The sequence below is a fragment of the Burkholderia pyrrocinia genome (assembly GCF_022809715.1).
GTDB lineage: Bacteria > Pseudomonadota > Gammaproteobacteria > Burkholderiales > Burkholderiaceae > Burkholderia > Burkholderia pyrrocinia_C.
The window spans coordinates 365,195-381,866 of the sequence record NZ_CP094460.1 but is presented as its reverse complement, the minus strand read 5'-3'; the positions used below and the strand labels follow the sequence as shown (position 1 = coordinate 381,866).

Annotated in this window: 16 protein-coding genes; 11 read left to right on the top strand and 5 right to left on the bottom strand. The window is 67.0% G+C overall.

Annotation, left to right across the window (positions count from 1 at the left end):
* The first annotated feature begins 74 nt into the window (after positions 1–74).
* A complete protein-coding gene (locus MRS60_RS18580) occupies positions 75–956 on the top strand; it encodes a helix-hairpin-helix domain-containing protein (protein ID WP_034179786.1) in 882 nt (293 codons plus the stop codon).
* A 55-nt stretch (positions 957–1,011) separates the two neighbouring features.
* Here the strand turns inward: MRS60_RS18580 and MRS60_RS18575 are convergent, their stop codons facing one another.
* Positions 1,012–1,437, bottom strand: coding sequence for a helix-turn-helix domain-containing protein (locus MRS60_RS18575; RefSeq protein ID WP_034179787.1), 426 nt, complete (start codon positions 1,435–1,437; stop codon positions 1,012–1,014).
* A gap of 348 nt (positions 1,438–1,785) precedes the next feature.
* Complete coding sequence (locus tag MRS60_RS18570; RefSeq protein ID WP_243566366.1) at positions 1,786–3,300, bottom strand: acetyl-CoA hydrolase/transferase family protein; 1,515 nt, start codon at positions 3,298–3,300, stop codon at positions 1,786–1,788.
* A gap of 653 nt (positions 3,301–3,953) precedes the next feature.
* Here MRS60_RS18570 and MRS60_RS18565 point away from each other — a divergent pair.
* From MRS60_RS18565 to MRS60_RS18535, 7 genes are read left to right on the top strand one after another with little or no spacing between them, the layout of a single operon-like run.
* On the top strand, positions 3,954–4,634 hold the full coding sequence (locus MRS60_RS18565; RefSeq protein WP_243566365.1) for a CDP-alcohol phosphatidyltransferase family protein: 681 nt from the start codon (positions 3,954–3,956) through the stop codon (positions 4,632–4,634).
* On the top strand, positions 4,631–5,440 hold the full coding sequence (locus MRS60_RS18560; RefSeq protein WP_034179790.1) for a HalD/BesD family halogenase: 810 nt from the start codon (positions 4,631–4,633) through the stop codon (positions 5,438–5,440). Before MRS60_RS18565 ends, MRS60_RS18560 begins: the two co-directional genes overlap by 4 nt.
* Positions 5,437–6,438 (top strand): HpnL family protein, encoded by a 1,002-nt coding sequence (locus MRS60_RS18555; RefSeq protein WP_105391271.1) that lies wholly within the window; start codon positions 5,437–5,439, stop codon positions 6,436–6,438. The genes MRS60_RS18560 and MRS60_RS18555 overlap by 4 nt, the downstream gene beginning before the upstream one ends.
* Positions 6,439–6,474: 36 nt before the next feature.
* Positions 6,475–7,242 (top strand): NTP transferase domain-containing protein, encoded by a 768-nt coding sequence (locus tag MRS60_RS18550; RefSeq protein WP_034179792.1) that lies wholly within the window; start codon positions 6,475–6,477, stop codon positions 7,240–7,242.
* The gene (gene aepX, locus MRS60_RS18545) at positions 7,239–8,927 is read left to right on the top strand and encodes a phosphoenolpyruvate mutase (protein ID WP_105391273.1); all 1,689 of its coding nucleotides are present in this window, start codon (positions 7,239–7,241) and stop codon (positions 8,925–8,927) included. The genes MRS60_RS18550 and aepX overlap by 4 nt, the downstream gene beginning before the upstream one ends.
* A complete protein-coding gene (aepY, locus tag MRS60_RS18540; RefSeq protein ID WP_243566364.1) occupies positions 8,924–10,105 on the top strand; it encodes a phosphonopyruvate decarboxylase in 1,182 nt (393 codons plus the stop codon). The genes aepX and aepY overlap by 4 nt, the downstream gene beginning before the upstream one ends.
* A complete protein-coding gene (locus tag MRS60_RS18535) occupies positions 10,105–11,169 on the top strand; it encodes a 2-aminoethylphosphonate aminotransferase (protein ID WP_131948683.1) in 1,065 nt (354 codons plus the stop codon). Before aepY ends, MRS60_RS18535 begins: the two co-directional genes overlap by 1 nt.
* Positions 11,170–11,380: 211 nt before the next feature.
* Here the strand turns inward: MRS60_RS18535 and MRS60_RS18530 are convergent, their stop codons facing one another.
* Complete coding sequence (locus tag MRS60_RS18530; protein WP_131948682.1) at positions 11,381–12,064, bottom strand: glutathione S-transferase; 684 nt, start codon at positions 12,062–12,064, stop codon at positions 11,381–11,383.
* A 146-nt stretch (positions 12,065–12,210) separates the two neighbouring features.
* Here MRS60_RS18530 and MRS60_RS18525 point away from each other — a divergent pair, with 146 nt between their 5' ends.
* Positions 12,211–12,786 (top strand): TetR/AcrR family transcriptional regulator, encoded by a 576-nt coding sequence (locus tag MRS60_RS18525; protein WP_034179797.1) that lies wholly within the window; start codon positions 12,211–12,213, stop codon positions 12,784–12,786.
* A 174-nt stretch (positions 12,787–12,960) separates the two neighbouring features.
* Positions 12,961–13,770 carry a multidrug ABC transporter ATPase gene (locus tag MRS60_RS18520; protein ID WP_243566363.1) on the top strand — a complete coding sequence of 270 codons (810 nt, stop codon included), beginning with the start codon at positions 12,961–12,963 and terminating at the stop codon, positions 13,768–13,770.
* 46 nt (positions 13,771–13,816) lie between these two features.
* Here MRS60_RS18520 and MRS60_RS18515 read toward each other — a convergent pair whose 3' ends face one another.
* Positions 13,817–14,968, bottom strand: a complete 1,152-nt coding sequence (locus tag MRS60_RS18515) for an acyltransferase family protein (RefSeq protein WP_243566362.1) — start codon at positions 14,966–14,968, stop codon at positions 13,817–13,819.
* 329 nt (positions 14,969–15,297) lie between these two features.
* Between MRS60_RS18515 and pip the strand changes: the two genes are divergently transcribed.
* The gene (gene pip, locus MRS60_RS18510) at positions 15,298–16,230 is read left to right on the top strand and encodes a prolyl aminopeptidase (RefSeq protein WP_105391278.1); all 933 of its coding nucleotides are present in this window, start codon (positions 15,298–15,300) and stop codon (positions 16,228–16,230) included.
* Between the two features lie 72 nt (positions 16,231–16,302).
* Here the strand turns inward: pip and MRS60_RS18505 are convergent, their stop codons facing one another.
* Positions 16,303–16,575, bottom strand: coding sequence for a hypothetical protein (locus MRS60_RS18505; RefSeq protein ID WP_034179800.1), 273 nt, complete (start codon positions 16,573–16,575; stop codon positions 16,303–16,305).
* Positions 16,576–16,672 lie beyond the last annotated feature (97 nt).

Genomic DNA, 16,672 nt, shown 5'->3' with positions numbered 1-16,672 from the left:
CGACAATGGTCAAGAGCCGACCGGCGCATCGCTCGCCGCGTCCATTCCGTTTGCGCTTCCCCGGGTCCCTCGCCATGCAGTCGACCGCCAGCCAAACGTACGAGGAAAACCGGCACATCGCGGCATGCCTGCGCGAGGCCGCGCAGTGGCTCGCCGATCAGGGCGCGAACCCGTACCGGGTCGCTGCGTACCGCGCGTCGGCCGCTACGATCGATGCGCTCGACCGCAACATCCGCACCTTGTTCGAAGCCGGTGGCGTCGACGCGCTGGGCGCGCTGCCCGACATCGGCACCGGCGTCGCGCAGGCGATCGCCGAACTGCTGGTGACGGGACGCTGGCGCCAGCTCGACCGGCTGCGCGGCGATACCGAGCGGATATCCGCATTCGAGGCCGTGCCGGGCATCGGCCACGCGCTCGCGCTGCGCATTCACGACGCACTGCACATCGACACGCTCGAGGAGCTCGAACGCGCGGCCCGCAACGGCCAGCTCGAAACGATCGCGGGCGTCGGCCCACGGCGCGCGGTCGGCATCCGCACCGCGCTCGACGACGTGCTGAGCCGCCGCCGGCGCTGGCAGGGTCACATGCAAGACGCCGGCCCCGGCACTGAGCCGCCCGTCGAGCTGCTGCTCTACATCGATCGCCAGTACCGCCACAAGGCCGCCGCCGGCGTGCTGCCGATGCTCGTGCACCGGCGCCTGAACGCGGACGACTATGTGCCGCCGCCCGTGATGCACATGACGAAAGGCGGCTGGCATTTCACGGCGCTGTGCCAGCATGCCGCCGCGCGCACGCCGGAATCCGGCCACACGATGGACTGGGTTTCGCTCTACTTCTACGATGCCGTGCAGCGCGAACACCAGCGCACCGTCTTCACCGAAACGTTCGGCTCGCTCGTCGGCAAGCGCATCGTGCGCGGGCGCGAGATGGAGTGCCGCGTGTATTACGCGGGATGAGTCATGCGTCGGCCGCTTCGCTGACGGCGAATGCCGCATTGCGCCAGCCAACCGCTTACGCGCCGTCCGCCTTCGTGCGGCGCGCCGGATGACGATGCGCGGCGATGCGCAGCAGCTTCTGGAACGACGGGCATTCGAGATGGTTCTGCGCCGGGCACACGGCCGCATGCCGCAGCGCATCGCGCACGGCGCCGAGACGGCGGATCGTGCGATCGAGTTCGTCGGCCTTGCCGTCGAGCTTCGCGCGATCGATCGCGGGCCGGCCGTCCGCGCCGACCATCGCGAGGATGTCGTCGAGCGAAAAACCGGCCTCGCGGCCGAGCGCGATCAGCGCCAGGCGCTCCAGCACCGACTCGTCGTATTGCCGCCGCAGCCCGTGCCGGCCGGTCGGGACGATCAGCCCCTTTTCCTCGTAGTAGCGCAGCGTCGACGCGGGCAACCCCGTGCGCCGCGCGACGTCCGCAATGTCCAGACGGCTCATGCTTGACCTCAAGTGAACTTGAAGTTGCAAGATAATCGCCCGACTCCGTAAAGACAAGCGTGGACCGCCATGAAACCGCTGAAACCGACTCGTATTCCGCTGCATCGCGCAGCTTTCCCCGTTCGCCGCGGAGATGCGCGATGAGCCCGCCGGACGTCCTGCTCGACCTGCTGCCGATCGGCGCGGGGGCTCTATCTGGCGGCGTTCACGCTCGCGGCGCTGGCCCGTTGAGCACGCGGCTTTGCGGGAGCCATGCCGGGTGGGGCCGGCTCGGCCGGCCGTCGCAGAAACCTGCGACGCGCCGCGCCTGTGCCATGCATCCATCCGACGCGCCCGCTTCGCGCCGCGTCAGGCCTTCATCGTTCCCGTGCGCACGTAGCGCTCGTGCCACGACAGCGCCTCGGCGAGCAGGTGCGGCGTGTGCTTGCCGAAGCTTTCGCGCGACGCTCGCTCGAAGTAGTCCTCGAGCATCGGCCGGTAATCGGGGTGAGCGCAGGTCGCGATGATCTTGCTCGCGCGCTGCTTCGGCGACAGGCCGCGCAGGTCCGCGAGGCCCTGCTCGGTGACGACCACCGCGACGTCGTGCTCGGTATGGTCGACGTGGCTCGCCATCGGCACGATCCGCGAGATCGCGCCGCCCTTCGCGGTACTCGCCGACATGAAGCACGACAGGTAGCCGTTGCGCGCGAAGTCGCCCGAGCCGCCGATGCCGTTCTGGATCTTCGTGCCCATCACGTGCGTCGAGTTCACGTTGCCGTAGATGTCGGCCTCGATCATCCCGTTCATCGCGATGCAGCCGAGGCGGCGCACGAGTTCCGGATGGTTGCTGATCTCCTGCGGGCGCAGCACGATCTTCTCGCGGAACGTCGCGATCTCGTCGGCGAAGCGCTGCACGGCGGCCGGGCTCAGCGACAGCGCGGTAGCCGACGCGAAGCTCAGCGTGCCGTCGTCGAGCAGGTCGAGCATGGCGTCCTGAATCACTTCGGTGTACGCGGTCAGGTTCGAGAAGCCGGCCGAGCTGAGTTCCGCGAGCACCGCATTCGTGATGTTGCCGACGCCCGACTGCAGCGGCAGCAGGTTCTCCGGCAGGCGGCCGCGCTTCACTTCGTGGCGCAGGAAGTCGATCAGCTGCAGCGCGATCTGCTTCGACGTCTCGTCCGGCGCGGAGAACGCGTTGCTGCGATCGGGCGCGTCGGTCTCGACGATCGCGACGATCTTGTCGGCCGGGCAGCGCAGGTACGGCTCGCCGATCCGGTCGTCGCTCTTCGTCAGCGGAATCGGCTTGCGATGCGGCGGCAGCGCGGTGCCGTAGTAGACGTCGTGCATCCCGTCGAGGCCGAGCGGCTGGCGCGAGTTGACCTCGAGGATCACGTGCTTCGCGCGTTCGAGCCACGTCTTGTTGTTGCCGATCGATGCGGACGGAATCAGCAGCCCGTCCTCGCGGATGCCCGCGACTTCGACGATCGCGACGTCGAGATCGCCGTACAGCCCGAACCATGCGTATTGCGCGACGTGGCTCAGGTGGACGTCCTGGTAGTCGACTTCGCCGCTGTTGATCTTGTCGCGCAGCGTCGGGTCGGACTGGTACGGCAGGCGCATCGAGATGCCGTTGGTGCGGGCGAGCGCGCCGTCGAGTTCCGGCGCGGTCGATGCGCCCGTCAGCACGTTGATCCGGAAGTCCTCGCCGCGCGCGTGCGCCGCGTCGATGTGGGCGGCAAGCGCGGCCGGCACGGCCTTCGGATAGCCCGACCCGGTGAAGCCGCTCATGGCGACGGTCATGCCGGGACGGATCAGCGCGGCGGCTTCGTCGGCGGTGCGGACGAGCGAACGCAGGGCGGGAGCGAGGATGCGTGATGAAGACATGGCTGGTTTCTGACGCTTTGGTCTGTCGTTGACGTCGCGGGGGGTGTCTCCTGAGCGACATGAAGCCCTTGGGGCCGCAAGATGCGGCCGGCACCACAGGCACGGTCGGAGTATCGCAGAGGCGACCGCCGCGAAATGTCCGCCGGATGCAAAAGATCCTTGCCGGATTTGCCGGGTATCGAACGACCGTTCTGTGACAGGCGGCCTCAATGAACCGGATGCACGCGAAAGGTGCACGAAAGCATCGGGACGAATGACCGGTCGCCGATCGCCAACCTTCGCGAATCTATCGGCGGATTTCCATTGCAATTTGCCGCCCGCCGATCGGCAATTGTCGATACGGATGCGGCGCGGCCAATTGTCGCCCGATGCATCTATTCCCGGCCTGACGCATGTCAAGATCGCACGCGCCGCGCGCCGTCCGCCGGCATGCGCGAAAAGCACCGCCGCACCGGCCTTCGAGGCCCGTCCGCCCTTGACAGCCGCGCGATGCGAACCACACTGGAATACGGGCCCGGCTGCCGCGTTTGCGCGCCCTTTCCCACGCTTGGTTTTCGACTGGCCGCGCCCCGCAAGACGCGGTAACACTCCCGTATGTCAGGACATTGATCGAATAAAAAGCAACAAATTACAATTCCGTATATATTTCGCCGATGGACCAAAGAAAAACCGCCACACGATCCGAGCCCCCCCTGCCACGCACCTGGGATGCGCGGCTCGCGCGCTCGCTCGTCCGACCGCTTGTCGATACGCCGGTCACCCCGAATCACCTCACCACCCTTCGTCTGATGATTGGCCTCGCCGGCGCCTGGTGCCTCGCGCACGGCGGCTTCGGCTGGAGCAACGCAGGCGCGTTCCTGATCGTGCTGTCGAACTTCGTCGACCACACCGACGGCGAGCTCGCGCGCATCAGCGGCAAGTCCAGCAAGATCGGTCACTTTTACGACCTCGCGGCCGATGCGCTCGTGACGATCGCGCTGTTCGTCAGCATGGGCCTCGGCATCGTCGCCCAGGGCGGCCGGATGGCCGCGTCGCCTGTGCTGCTCGGCGCGGTGGCCGGCGCGGCCGTCGCGCTGATCTTCTTCCTGCGCATGCGGATCGAATCGATCGCCGGCAAGGCCGGCACCAAACAGGCATTCGCCGGCGGCTTCGAAACCGAAGACGTGCTGTACCTGCTGCCGATCGTGACGCTCGTCGACGGCGTCGAGCCGTTCCTGCTCGCGGCGTCGATCGGCGCCCCGCTGTTCGCCGCATGGGTCGTGATCGACTGGTGGCGCATCGTCCGGCGCGGCAACCTCCCGCAGAATTCAACCGAAATCCAGGCTTCCAAATGACTCCGAGCACGCGCGACGACTCCGTGCTGAGCCCGGCACGCCCCGCGCCTGCGCGCGCGGCCGCGTCCGACCCCGATCGCACCGTGGCCGACTGCGTCGGCCGTCTCGACCTCGACCGCCTGCGCGGCGACTACACGCGCCAGGGGTCGTTCCTGTACCTCGACGCCTTCCTGCCGGCCGACGCGCACGCGAAGCTCGCGGCCGCCGCCCGCGCGATGCAGGCCGGCCTGAACCGCAATTACCTGCCCGGCCACAAGCAGGGCGGCAGCGTGAGCCGCCATACGATCGACGAGCAGGCGCCGTACATCGCCGAGCTATATCGTTCGAAGGCGCTGATCGGCTTCCTCGAGAAGCTCACGGGCGACAAGCTGATGCTGTCGCCGGACGACGATCCGCATGCGTACGCGCTGTATTACTACACGAAGCCCGGCGACCACATCGGCTGGCACTACGACACGTCGTACTATGACGGCCGCCGCTACACGCTGCTGATCGGCGTGATCGACGAATCGTCGTGCCGCCTCGACTACGAGCTGCACACGCGCAACCCTGACGTGCCCGACGAACCGGGCTCCGTGCAGATCGCCGACGGCGGCATCGTGCTGTTCGACGGCGACAAGCTGCGCCACCGCATCACGCCGCTCGGCCAGAACGAGATGCGCGTGTCGCTGACTTTCGAATACGTGACGAACCCCGGCATGCGGCCGTGGAAGCGCTTCATCTCGAACATGAAGGACGCGATCGCGTATTTCGGTTTCCGCCAGGTGTTCAAGCAACTGGCCACGCGGCGCACGGCCGGGTCATGACACGCGCCGGCCTGATCCTGCTGTCCCTCGGGACCGCACTCTTCGTCGCACTCCTTGCATGGCAGGGCGTCGGCGCGGTCGCGTCGACGTTCCTCGCGGCCGGCTGGGGCCTCGCGCTCGTCGCGGCGTTTCACGTCGTGCCGCTCGTGATCGACGCGATCGCGATCTCCGTGATGTTCCGCCGCGGCCAGCCGGGCGCCGAGCTCGGCAACGCGCTGCGCGCGCGCTGGGTCGGCGAATCGGTCAACAGCCTGCTGCCCGCCGGGCAGATCGGCGGCCCCGTGCTGATGGTGCGCCACCTCGCGCAGCGCGGCACGCGGATGGCCGACGCGGCGGCCGCCGTCACCGTCGGCACGACGATGCAGGCGCTCGCGCAGATGGCGTTCGCGCTGATCGGCATCGCCGCGTTCAGCCTGTATGCGACGCACGAATCGGTCGCGCACCTGCGCACGCCCGCGCTGATCGCCACCGGCGTGCTCGGCGCGCTCGCCGCGCTGTTCTACGTGGCGCAGCGGCGCGGGCTGTTCGGCCGCGGCCTGCGCCTCGCGTCGAAGCTGCTGGGCCCGCGCGACTGGTCATCGCTCGCGACCCGCGCCGACGCGATCGACGACGCGGTCGGTGCGCTGTACCGCGATCGTGCGAGGGTCGCGAAGACCTTCGCATTGAGCCTCGTCGGCTGGATCGTCGGCACCGCGGAAGTGTGGCTCGCGCTGCACTTCCTCGGGCACCCGGTGAGCTGGCTCGACGCGCTGCTGCTCGAAAGCGTCGGCCAGGCGATCCGCGGCGCGGCCTTCGCGATCCCGGGCTCGCTCGGCGCGCAGGAAGGCGGTTACCTGCTGCTCGCGCCGCTGGTCGGACTGCCGCCCGACGCGGCGCTCGCGCTGTCGCTCGCGAAGCGCGCGCGCGAACTCGCGCTCGGCCTGCCCGGCCTGCTCTATCTGCATTTCAGTGAAAGAAACTGGCAGCGGCGCCGTGCGCCGCAGCCGCTCGCCGACTGATCGTTCAGATCCGCCGGCTTTTTGGTTGGAGAACCCATGCGAGCCATCATTCTTGCGGCAGGCCTCGGCTTGCGCCTGCAACAACCGCCCGAGGCGCAGTTCCCGAAGTGCCTGCTGCGCTTCGACGACGTTTCGCTGCTCGAGCGCCATCTGCGTGTGCTCGACGCCGTGGGCGTCGACGAGATCGTGCTCGGGCTCGGCTTCCAGGCCGGGAAGGTCGAGCAGGAATTGAAGCGCCTCGGCCGTCAGGCCGAGATCGTGCTGAACGAGCGCTACGACCTCGGCAGCGTGCTGACCGTGCATACCGTCGCCGATGCGATGACGCGCGGCGGCGACGTGCTGCTGATGGACGCCGACGTGCTGTATGACGAGAACATCCTGCACGCGCTGGTCGCCGATCCCGACAAGGCGGTCGATCGCCTGCTGATCGACCGCGACTTCGAGGCCGGCGACGAACCCGTCAAGCTGTGCGTGAAGAACGGCGTGCCGGTCGAGCTGCGCAAGCAGCTCGCGGTCGACCTCGACTACGACACGATCGGCGAATCGGTCGGCTTCTTCCGCTTCACCGAAGGCACCGCGCGCCGCCTCGCGACGATCGTCGCGGGTTACGTCGACAGCGGCCGCGCGAACATGCCGCACGAAGAAGCCGTGCGCGACCTGCTGCTCGAAGGCGGCCATTCGTTCGACGTCGCCGACGTCACCGGCTCGCCGTGGATCGAGATCGACTTCCCGAACGACGTCGCACGCGCCACCCAAGAAATCCTCCCCCTGATTCAACGCACCACCGCAGGAGCCGCACGATGAACGCACGCGAACCCAACTTCACCGAATCGCGCAGCGCGCGCCTGCGCCGCATGCTCGTCAGCAGCGACCTCGAATTCCTGATGGAAGCACACAACGGCCTGTCGGCGCGGATCGTCCGCGAGGCCGGCTTCAAGGGGATCTGGGCATCGGGCCTCGCGATCTCCGCGCAGTTCGGCGTGCGCGACAACAACGAGGCCAGCTGGACCCAGGTCGTCGACGTGCTCGAATTCATGGCCGACGCAAGCGACCTGCCGATCCTGCTCGACGGCGACACCGGCTACGGCAACTTCAACAACGTGCGCCGCCTCGTGAGGAAGCTCGAACAGCGCGGCATCGCCGGCGTCTGCATCGAGGACAAGCAGTTCCCGAAAACGAACAGCTTCATCGACGGCGAGCGCCAGCCGCTCGCCGAGATCGACGAGTTCTGCGGCAAGATCAAGGCCGGCAAGGATTCGCAGACCGATCCGGACTTCTCGATCGTCGCGCGCGTCGAGGCACTGATCGCGGGCTGGGGGATGGACGAGGCGCTGCGCCGCGCGAACGCGTATGCGGAAGCCGGCGCCGACGCGATCCTGATCCACAGCAAGCTGTCGCGCCCGGACGAGATCCTGCAGTTCGCGCGCGAATGGAGCGGCAAGGCGCCGCTCGTGATCGTGCCGACCAAGTACTACAGCACGCCGACCGACGTGTTCCGCCAGGCCGGCATCAGCACCGTGATCTGGGCGAACCACCTGATCCGCGCATCGGCTTCCGCGATGCAGGCCGTCGCGCGCGAGATCCACGAGAACGAAACGCTGATCAACGTCGAAGATCGCGTCGCGTCGGTCAACGAGATCTTCCGCCTGCAGGACGCCGACGAATACTCGGCAGCCGAGCGCATCTACCTGTCGTCGTCGTCGCGCGCGTCGAATGCGGCGGTCGTGCTCGCCGCGAGCCGCGGCAAGGGGCTCGAAGCCGTCACCGAAGACAAGCCCAAGGTCATGCTGCCGGTCGCCGGCAAGCCGCTGCTGCGCTGGCTCGTCGACGGCTTCAAGAAGCAAGGCGTGAACGACATCACCGTGGTCGGCGGCTATCGCGCCGACGCGATCGACACGTCGGGCATCAAGCTCGTCGTCAACGAGCGCCATGCGCAGACGGGCGAGCTCGCGTCGCTCGCGTGCGCGACGGAACGCCTGACCGGCGACACCGTGATCTCGTACGGCGACCTGCTGTTCCGCAGCTACATCCTGCGCGACCTCGCCGAAAGCGAGGCCGAATTCAGCGTCGTCGTCGATTCGTCGCTGACGGAGCCGACCAACCAGAGCGTGCGCGACTTCGCGCTCTGCTCGGCTGCGGACGATCGCGGCCTGTTCGGCCAGAAGACTTATCTGCAACGTGTATCGAGCGACGTCGCCGCAGGCACGCCGCACGGCCGCTGGATCGGCCTGCTGAACGTGCGCGGCGCCGGCGTCGATCGTCTGAAGGCGATGCTCGCGACGCTGCAGGCGCGCGACGATTTCGACACGCTCGACATCCCGATGCTCCTCAACGAACTGATCGCCGCCGGCGAGAAGATCGAGGTGCAGTACGTGCACGGCCACTGGCGCGGCGTCAACGATCTCGAAGACTTCCGCCGCGCGGGCGACTTCGCGCACGGCCAGACGCCGCTGTCCGAACCGGGCGCCGGCAACGGGGGCGCGCAATGATCGAAGCGGCCCAGTTCGTCGAGGCCGCGCGCGAACGCGGTTTCGACTGGTACGCGGGCGTGCCCTGCTCGTACCTGACGCCGTTCATCAATTACGTGCTGCAGGACCCGACGCTGCACTACGTGTCGGCCGCGAACGAAGGCGACGCGGTCGCGCTGATCGCGGGCGCGACGCTCGGCGGCAAGCGCGGGATCGCGATGATGCAGAACTCGGGGCTCGGCAACGCGGTGAGCCCGCTGACGTCGCTGACCTGGACGTTCCGCCTGCCGCAACTGCTGATCGTCACGTGGCGCGGCCAGCCTGGCGTCGCCGACGAGCCGCAGCACGCGCTGATGGGCCCGATCACGCCCGCGATGCTCGACACGATGGAGATCCCGTGGGAGACGTTCCCGACCGACCCCGAACAGGTCGGCCCGGCGCTCGACCGCGCGATCGCGCACATGGACGCGACGGGCCGCCCGTACGCGCTCGTGATGCAGAAAGGCAGCGTCGCGCCGTATGAACTGAAGGCGAACCCGGCGGCGAAGCCGCGCGCGCATGTCGCCGCGCAAGCGTCGTCGCATGCCGCGTCGGCCGACACATGGCCGACCCGTCACGACGCGCTGCAGCGCGTGATCGCGCACACGCCGGTCGACTCGACCGTCGTGCTCGCATCGACCGGCTTCTGCGGCCGCGAACTCTACGCGATCGACGATCGCGAGAATCAGCTGTACATGGTCGGCTCGATGGGCTGCGTGACGCCGCTCGCGCTCGGCCTCGCGCTCGCGCGCCCCGACCTGCGCGTGGTGGCCGTCGACGGCGACGGCGCGGCGCTGATGCGCATGGGCGTGTTCGCGACGCTCGGCACCTACGGCCCGGCCAACCTCACGCACGTGCTGCTCGACAACGGTGCGCACGAATCGACGGGCGGCCAGGCGACCGTGTCGCAGCATGTGTCGTTCGCGGGCGTCGCAGCCGCATGCGGCTACGCGTCAGCGGTCGAAGGCGACACGCTCGACGTGCTCGATGCGACGCTGGCTGCGCCGGGCGACGGGGTGCAGTTCGTTCGTCTCGCGATCCGCACCGGCGTGCCCGACGGCCTGCCCCGCCCGACCGTCACGCCGGTCGAGGTCAAGACTCGTCTGATGCGGCACATCGGCGCCGCGCAGGCCGAAGCCCACGCTGAAGGAGCCCTTTGATGCTGCTGCTGAACCCCGGCCCGGTAACGCTCACCGAACGCGTGCGCCGCAGCCTGCTGCAACCCGACCTGTGCCACCGCGAAAGCGAATTCTTCGATCTGCAGGACGAAGCGCGCGCGCGCCTCGTCGCCGCCTACGAACTCGATCCGGCCGAATGGGCGGCCGTGTTGATGACGGGTTCCGGCACGGCCGCCGTCGAAAGCATGATCGCGGCGCTCGTGCCGCAGGATGGCAAGCTGCTCGTGATCGAGAACGGCGTGTACGGCGAGCGGATCGCGCAGATCGCGACGCAGTACGGGATCGCGCACGACGTGCTGAAGCATGAATGGATGCAGGCGCCCGATCTCGCGCAGATCGCCGCGCGCCTCGACGCGGGCGGCTATTCGCACGTCGCGGTGATCCATCACGAAACGACGACGGGCCGCCTGAACGACCTCGGCGCGATCGCCGATGTATGTCGTTCGCGCGGCGTGAAACTGCTCGTCGACGGCGTCAGCAGCTTCGGCGCGGAAGCGATCGACTTCGCCGGCGGCGACATCGACGCGGTTGCCGCGACTGCGAACAAGTGCCTGCACGGCGTGCCGGGCGCGGCGTTCGTGATCGTGCGCCGCAGCGCGCTCGCGAAGGCGGCGAGCCGCACGTACTACCTCGACCTCGGCCGTCTCGCGAAACTGCAGGACCAGCGCAACACGCCGTTCACGCCGTCCGTGCACGCGTACTACGCGCTCGTCGAGGCGCTGCGCGAATTCGACGAAGCCGGCGGCTGGCGTGCGCGCCATGCGCATTACAAGGCGCTCGCCGACCGGGTGCAGGCCGGGCTGGCCGCGCGCGGGATGCCGCTGGTGCTGCCGGAGGGGGCGTCGTCGGTCGTGCTGCGCGCGTACCGGCTGCCGCAGGGCGTCACGTACGAGACGCTGCATGACGGCCTGAAGGCGCGCGGCTTCGTGATTTATGCGGGGCAAGGCGGGCTGTCGAAGGAACTGTTCCGGATCTCGACGATGGGCGCGATCGAAGCGGCTGATGTCGATCGGTTGCTGGATGGGTTTACCGAGTTGACGCGGTAAGCGGCTGACTTTTCTCGTCGACCTAAGGCCCGTGAGGGCCTTTTTTGTTTTTCGCGGATTTTCAACACGGTCTGCGGCTTGATGAAGCGCTGGCGTCGTCCGGCCATCCTGCATCGATTGCGCAGACCAGTCGTCGAAGTCGAGCAGGCCGGTCGCCTTGGCTTTGCAACCAAAGATCCATCATTGATGACGGTCGGCCACGGCTGCGATTTCAGGCGAACGCCGGCTGGTTCTTGACGCTCGGGCGTTCCCGCATTCTCGTGTACCAGGCAAGAAGGGCTTCGCATTCTGCAGGCACGGGCAGCTTCACGATCGACGCAAAGACCAGGCCGCCAATCAGGGTGATGTCGGCCATCGAGAAAGCATCCCCGGCGACAAACAGCTGCTTTTTCAGAACGCCATTGAAGTAGCGCATGCCCCTCAGGGCTTTGTCGCGCTGACGAAACCCCCATTCGGCGTTCTGATAGAGCTCGACGTTGGGCCCAAGCCCTGGCGTGGCATGGTGGAAATAGACACTGATGGCATCGAGCACCTCCAGCTCGGCGCGCTTGCTCATCATGTGGATCACGCCCTTTTCGAGCGCTGTCCTGCCGGTCAGCGTGGGTGCGCCATCGAGCGTATCGAGGTATTCGGTAATGGCGGTGCATTCGGCGATGCAGGTTCCGTCGTCGAGTTCGAGGACCGGCAGCGTGCCCGAGTAGTTTTTCTCGGCGATGAACTCGGGCCTTTTGTGCTCCCCCTTGTAAAGATCGACCATCACGAACTCGACGCGCGATTGCAGATTTTTCTCGGCCAGGGCGATACGGACGCGTGTCGGATAAGGCCCTTCGGGGAAATCGTAAATCGTCATGATCGGAAGCGTGGTCACGTCAAAATTAATGGTTCTGGAAGTCATGCTTGCCTCGCTGTGCACTCTGTTACATGGAATCGGACAATATGGGGACGTATTGCCCACGACGGCTACCTAACGTTCGTTAGGTTTACGGTAGAGGCTATACTCCCCTGTGTCAACAGTCATTCCAGTTTGCGGAGGCGGTAGTAGTGAAGAACGACTCAGGCTTGAACTCCAGGGAGCGAATCCTGGTGGCTGCCACAAAGATTGCGCAGGCGCACGGCTACAGCGGCTTGAATTATCGTGATCTCGCTGAGGATGTCGGCATCAAGGCTGCGAGCATCTACCATCACTTCGCAAGCAAGGCCGATCTCGGCGCAGCGGTGGCAAGGCGTTATTGGGAAAACTCGGCAGCTACCCTGGATGCGCTTTTGGCCGAATCCGCGGATCCGATCGACTGCCTGCGCCACTATCCCGATACGTTTCGCAAGGCGCTTGAGAGTGGCAATCGCATGTGCCTCTGCAGCTTCATGGCCGCGGAATCCGATGACCTGCCGGAATCGGTGACGAAAGAGGTCCAGACCTTTGCCGACGTGAATGTTGCGTGGCTGAGCCGGGTGCTGTCCGCCGCGGCCGTGGTCAGCGCCGAGGATAGCGAGCGACGTGCTCGCGCCATCTTCGCAGCCATCGCCGGCGCTCAGCTCATTGCCAGGAGTCGCTCGGATATTTCGCTCTATGACGGGCTAATTGAAAGCTATCGCGTTGCTGGTCTTCTGCCGGCATAGCAGTAGCAGGAAACTCGGGCTACGCGGACTCATGTACCGGCCACTTTTTCGCAGGGAACGGACCTACGAACATCGGATCCGGCGTCACCTTCAATGTCGCTTCATGGCCGAACACCGACGCTCTACCCCGCGCCCTCAGAAAATCTTCGAAGAACCCCTTTCCCCATCGAGACCATGAAAATCCGTCGCTTCGTTCCTTTATTGGCGCTCGCCGCCGCGCCCGTCGTTCACGCCGCCGACAACCAAACGTGCGGCGACGATACCGTCACGACCATCGCCCGCTGGGCCGGCATCGCAAGCGCACGCATCGCCACGCGCGACGCTGACCGGCTCGTCGTCGCGTCGGCGTGCAAGGTCATGCCGAACGCACCGGGCACGACGATCGCGGCCGTCGCGTTCGATTCGCTGCCTAAAAGCAAGGACCCGAACGAAAACAGCAAGCTGCAGGTCGTCGCGCTCGTCGAGGGCGGCAAGGTCGTCGCGGCCGAGCGGTCGGTGGTTCAGGAAGATGCAGCGACGGAGATCGACGCAAGCAGCTATCGCATCGACACCGCACCGTACCGGCTGTCGCCCGACGTGCGTGCGTTCGGTGTCGTGTTCACGAGCAGCGCGCGTGGGCCGAGTTGCCCCGATGCCGCTGCCAGCGAAGAACTGACGCTGTGGGTACGCGAAGGCAACCGCATCCGCCCGGTGTTCGGCACCAACCTCTACGGCTGGGTCAGCAGCGAAGGCACGGCCTGCGGCGCCGGCGTCGGCGATGCGCGCAGCGAGGACGCACGCATGACGATCGCCGTCGAGAAAACGTCGAGCCACGGCTTCGCGGACTTGTCGATCACGGCCCGCATCACGAAGACGCAGCGCAAGGACGGCGAATATTCGGACACGGGAAAGCGAACGGCGCGTACGGTCGTGCATTACGACGGCAAGTCGTATGGCATCGACATGTTCCGAACCTTCTGGTATCCGCCTTCGGCGATGAAGTGACGCTGCGATCGCATCGCACTGCCCTGCCCGTTTGCTCGCCGTCGGCCTACTCCACCACCTTCGGCCCGATCGCATCGGTCGGCGCCGGCATCCGCAGTGCGTCGTCGCGCACACCTCGCGCCTCACGCGCCATATACCGATCCTTCAACCGCTGGAACGGCTTCTCGACGAGAAAATAACTAGCCGTCGCGGCCAGCAGCGCCCACACGATGCCGAGCGGAAACGCATGCGCGACCGGCAGATCCGGATTCGCGAACGGCTGCTGCCACAGATAAAGGCTGAACGAGATCGTGCCGATGAACACGACGGGCCGCGCGCGCAGCCAGCGCGCGCACCAGAACTCGCTGCGGAAATTCAGCACGACGATCACGATCGCGATCAGCGCGGCTTCGAGCGTCACGCCGTACGTCGCGTTCCAGAAGCCGCCGAGCCGATGTTCGGCGAGCGGCATGCCGAGCAGCACGATGAAGACGATCGCCGTCACGATCTGCGTCTCGCCGCGCCACGAGCGGATCCACGCTTCGAGCCGTTCGCGGTTGAGCGACGCATAGCAGCCGATCAGGATCGAATCGACGCCCGTGTGGAGCATCATCCCGAGTTGCCCGCGCAGCGCCGGCGCAGCGAAATACGTGACGGTGCGCACCAGCGGCACGATCAGGATCAGCGCGGCCAGCCAGCGCGTGCCGCCGCGGCGGGCGCCGTACACGAACAGCAGCGGCCAGAACCAGTAGAACTGCTCCTCGAGCGCGAGCGACCAGAAATGGCCGAGATACCACGCGCCATCCGGATGCAGCGCGTTGTCGCCGGTCAGCCCGAACCACGCCGAGTAATTCCACAGGTGCAGCGCGGCATACAGCCACTGCCGGCGATCGACGTCGAACCAGCCGGCGAAGGCCACGATCGCGACCGCCGCGAGATAGACGTAGCAGGCCGGCCAGATCCGCAGCGCGCGGCGCACGTAGAACGACGTCAGCGCGATGCCGCCCGTGCGCGCGAACTCGGCGCGCAGCACGTTGGTGATCAGGAAACCGCTGAGGACGAAGAAGATCAGCACGCCGAGCCGGCCGTCGGCGATCAGCCGCAACGGCGTGTACCAGCCCGTGTAGCCGCCCGGCAGCATGTGCTCGGCGTGTCCGATAACAACCATCGACACCGCGACGGCGCGCAACCCGGTCAACTGCGTGACGCGATGGTTCATCGGCTGGTTCCCGTTGGCACGGTAAAGGAGCAGGAGATAGACCGGCGCCCCGATTCGGCGCACCGATATGCCGCCGGGATTTTGTATGAAAAATATCGGAATGAAATTACTTCAAAAATCCCGGAGCGGACACCGGCGATGGCGCGCCGTCTGGCGAGCCGACGTCCGCGACGGCAAATGGGCATAATGACAAGCCTTGTCCGGCGGCGGCCGGTCCGATGCCCACGCAACGAGTTTTTGCGGCGCCGCAATACCCCCGTACCGTGCCCCGCCCGCACACCGGCCCGCGCCTCGTCCGCCTCCTGTCGACCCTCACCCGGAGCCTGCCTGTGTACCCACCGATCGAACCCTACGCCCACGGCCACCTCGACACCGGCGACGGCCATCGCATCTACTGGGAGCGCTGCGGCAACCCGGCCGGCAAGCCCGCCGTGTTCCTGCACGGCGGCCCCGGCGCGGGCTGCAGCCCCGACCATCGCCGCTTGTTCGATCCGGAACGCTACGACATCCTGCTGTTCGACCAGCGCGGCTGCGGGCGCTCGACGCCGCATGCGAGCCTCGAGAACAACACGACGTGGCATCTGGTCGCCGACATCGAACGCCTGCGCGAGATGGTCGGCGCCGAGCAATGGCTCGTATTCGGCGGCTCGTGGGGCAGCGCGCTGTCGCTCGCGTACGCGGAAACGCACCCCGAACGCGTGAGCGCGCTGATCGTGCGCGGCATCTTCACGATGCGTCGCGCGGAATTGCTGTGGTACTACCAGGAAGGCGCGTCGTGGCTGTTCCCCGACCTGTGGGAAGCCTTCGTTGCACCGATTCCGGAGGCCGAGCGCGGCGACCTGATGGCCGCCTACCATCGCCGGCTGACGGGCGACGACGAAGCCGCGAAGCTCGAAGCCGCGCGCGCATGGAGCATCTGGGAAGGCCGCACGATCACGCTGCTGCCCGATCCGGCGCTCGCCGAGCACTTCGCGGACGGCCACTATGCGCTCGCGTTCGCGCGGATCGAAAACCACTACTTCGTCAACAAGGGCTTCGTCGAAGAAGGCCAGTTGCTGCGCGATGCGCATCGCCTTGCCGGCATTCCGGGCGTGATCGTGCAAGGCCGCTACGACATCGCGACGCCCGCACGCACCGCATGGGACCTGTCGAAGGCGTGGCCGGACGCGACGTTCGAGATCGTGCCCGGCGCCGGGCACGCATACAACGAGCCGGGGATCCTGCAGGCGCTGCTCGCGGCGACGGACCGGTTCGCCGCGTAATCGACGCAACGCAAAACGAAACGCAATGCGGCGCGTGCGGCCATGCGTGCCGGCACGCGCCGCGCCGCCCGATCAAAGCGCGGTTTCGACGATCGTCCTGCCGCTGATCGCCCGCTCGACGAGCTGTTCGTCGCCGACCTTGCGGATCGCGTCGTCGAGCAGCCCTTCCGGTTCTTCGGTCGCCACCTTCAGCAGGCCCGACAGGCCGCGCGCGTCGAGCACCACCAGCGTCTCCATCGAATCCGCGCGGCTCACGAGCACGCGGCGCAACGCCGGCCCCGCGCCGAAGCTCGCGCAAAGCGCAATCGTCTCGCTGCCGAGCGTGTAGTCGAAGTTCTTGATCATGATCTGTCGCCGTTGCTGGGGAATGGCGAGGCGCGACGGTGCGGCGCCGTGACGTCGACGCACCCGCGCGTGCCGCCGGCGCCGGACCGAGGCTCGA

Bases quoted from the DNA above. Each gene is read 5' to 3' on its own strand.
- MRS60_RS18565 (WP_243566365.1), top strand. From the start codon at position 3,954: ATGGACCAAAGAAAAACCGCCACACGATCCGAGCCCCCCCTGCCACGC.
- aepY (WP_243566364.1), top strand. From the start codon at position 8,924: ATGATCGAAGCGGCCCAGTTCGTCGAGGCCGCGCGCGAACGCGGTTTC.
- MRS60_RS18520 (WP_243566363.1), top strand. From the start codon at position 12,961: ATGAAAATCCGTCGCTTCGTTCCTTTATTGGCGCTCGCCGCCGCGCCC.
- MRS60_RS18560 (WP_034179790.1), top strand. From the start codon at position 4,631: ATGACTCCGAGCACGCGCGACGACTCCGTGCTGAGCCCGGCACGCCCC.
- MRS60_RS18530 (WP_131948682.1), bottom strand. From the start codon at position 12,064: ATGACTTCCAGAACCATTAATTTTGACGTGACCACGCTTCCGATCATG.
- MRS60_RS18515 (WP_243566362.1), bottom strand. From the start codon at position 14,968: ATGAACCATCGCGTCACGCAGTTGACCGGGTTGCGCGCCGTCGCGGTG.
- MRS60_RS18550 (WP_034179792.1), top strand. From the start codon at position 6,475: ATGCGAGCCATCATTCTTGCGGCAGGCCTCGGCTTGCGCCTGCAACAA.
- MRS60_RS18570 (WP_243566366.1), bottom strand. From the start codon at position 3,300: ATGTCTTCATCACGCATCCTCGCTCCCGCCCTGCGTTCGCTCGTCCGC.
- MRS60_RS18535 (WP_131948683.1), top strand. From the start codon at position 10,105: ATGCTGCTGCTGAACCCCGGCCCGGTAACGCTCACCGAACGCGTGCGC.
- MRS60_RS18505 (WP_034179800.1), bottom strand. From the start codon at position 16,575: ATGATCAAGAACTTCGACTACACGCTCGGCAGCGAGACGATTGCGCTT.
- MRS60_RS18580 (WP_034179786.1), top strand. From the start codon at position 75: ATGCAGTCGACCGCCAGCCAAACGTACGAGGAAAACCGGCACATCGCG.
- aepX (WP_105391273.1), top strand. From the start codon at position 7,239: ATGAACGCACGCGAACCCAACTTCACCGAATCGCGCAGCGCGCGCCTG.
- MRS60_RS18555 (WP_105391271.1), top strand. From the start codon at position 5,437: ATGACACGCGCCGGCCTGATCCTGCTGTCCCTCGGGACCGCACTCTTC.
- MRS60_RS18575 (WP_034179787.1), bottom strand. From the start codon at position 1,437: ATGAGCCGTCTGGACATTGCGGACGTCGCGCGGCGCACGGGGTTGCCC.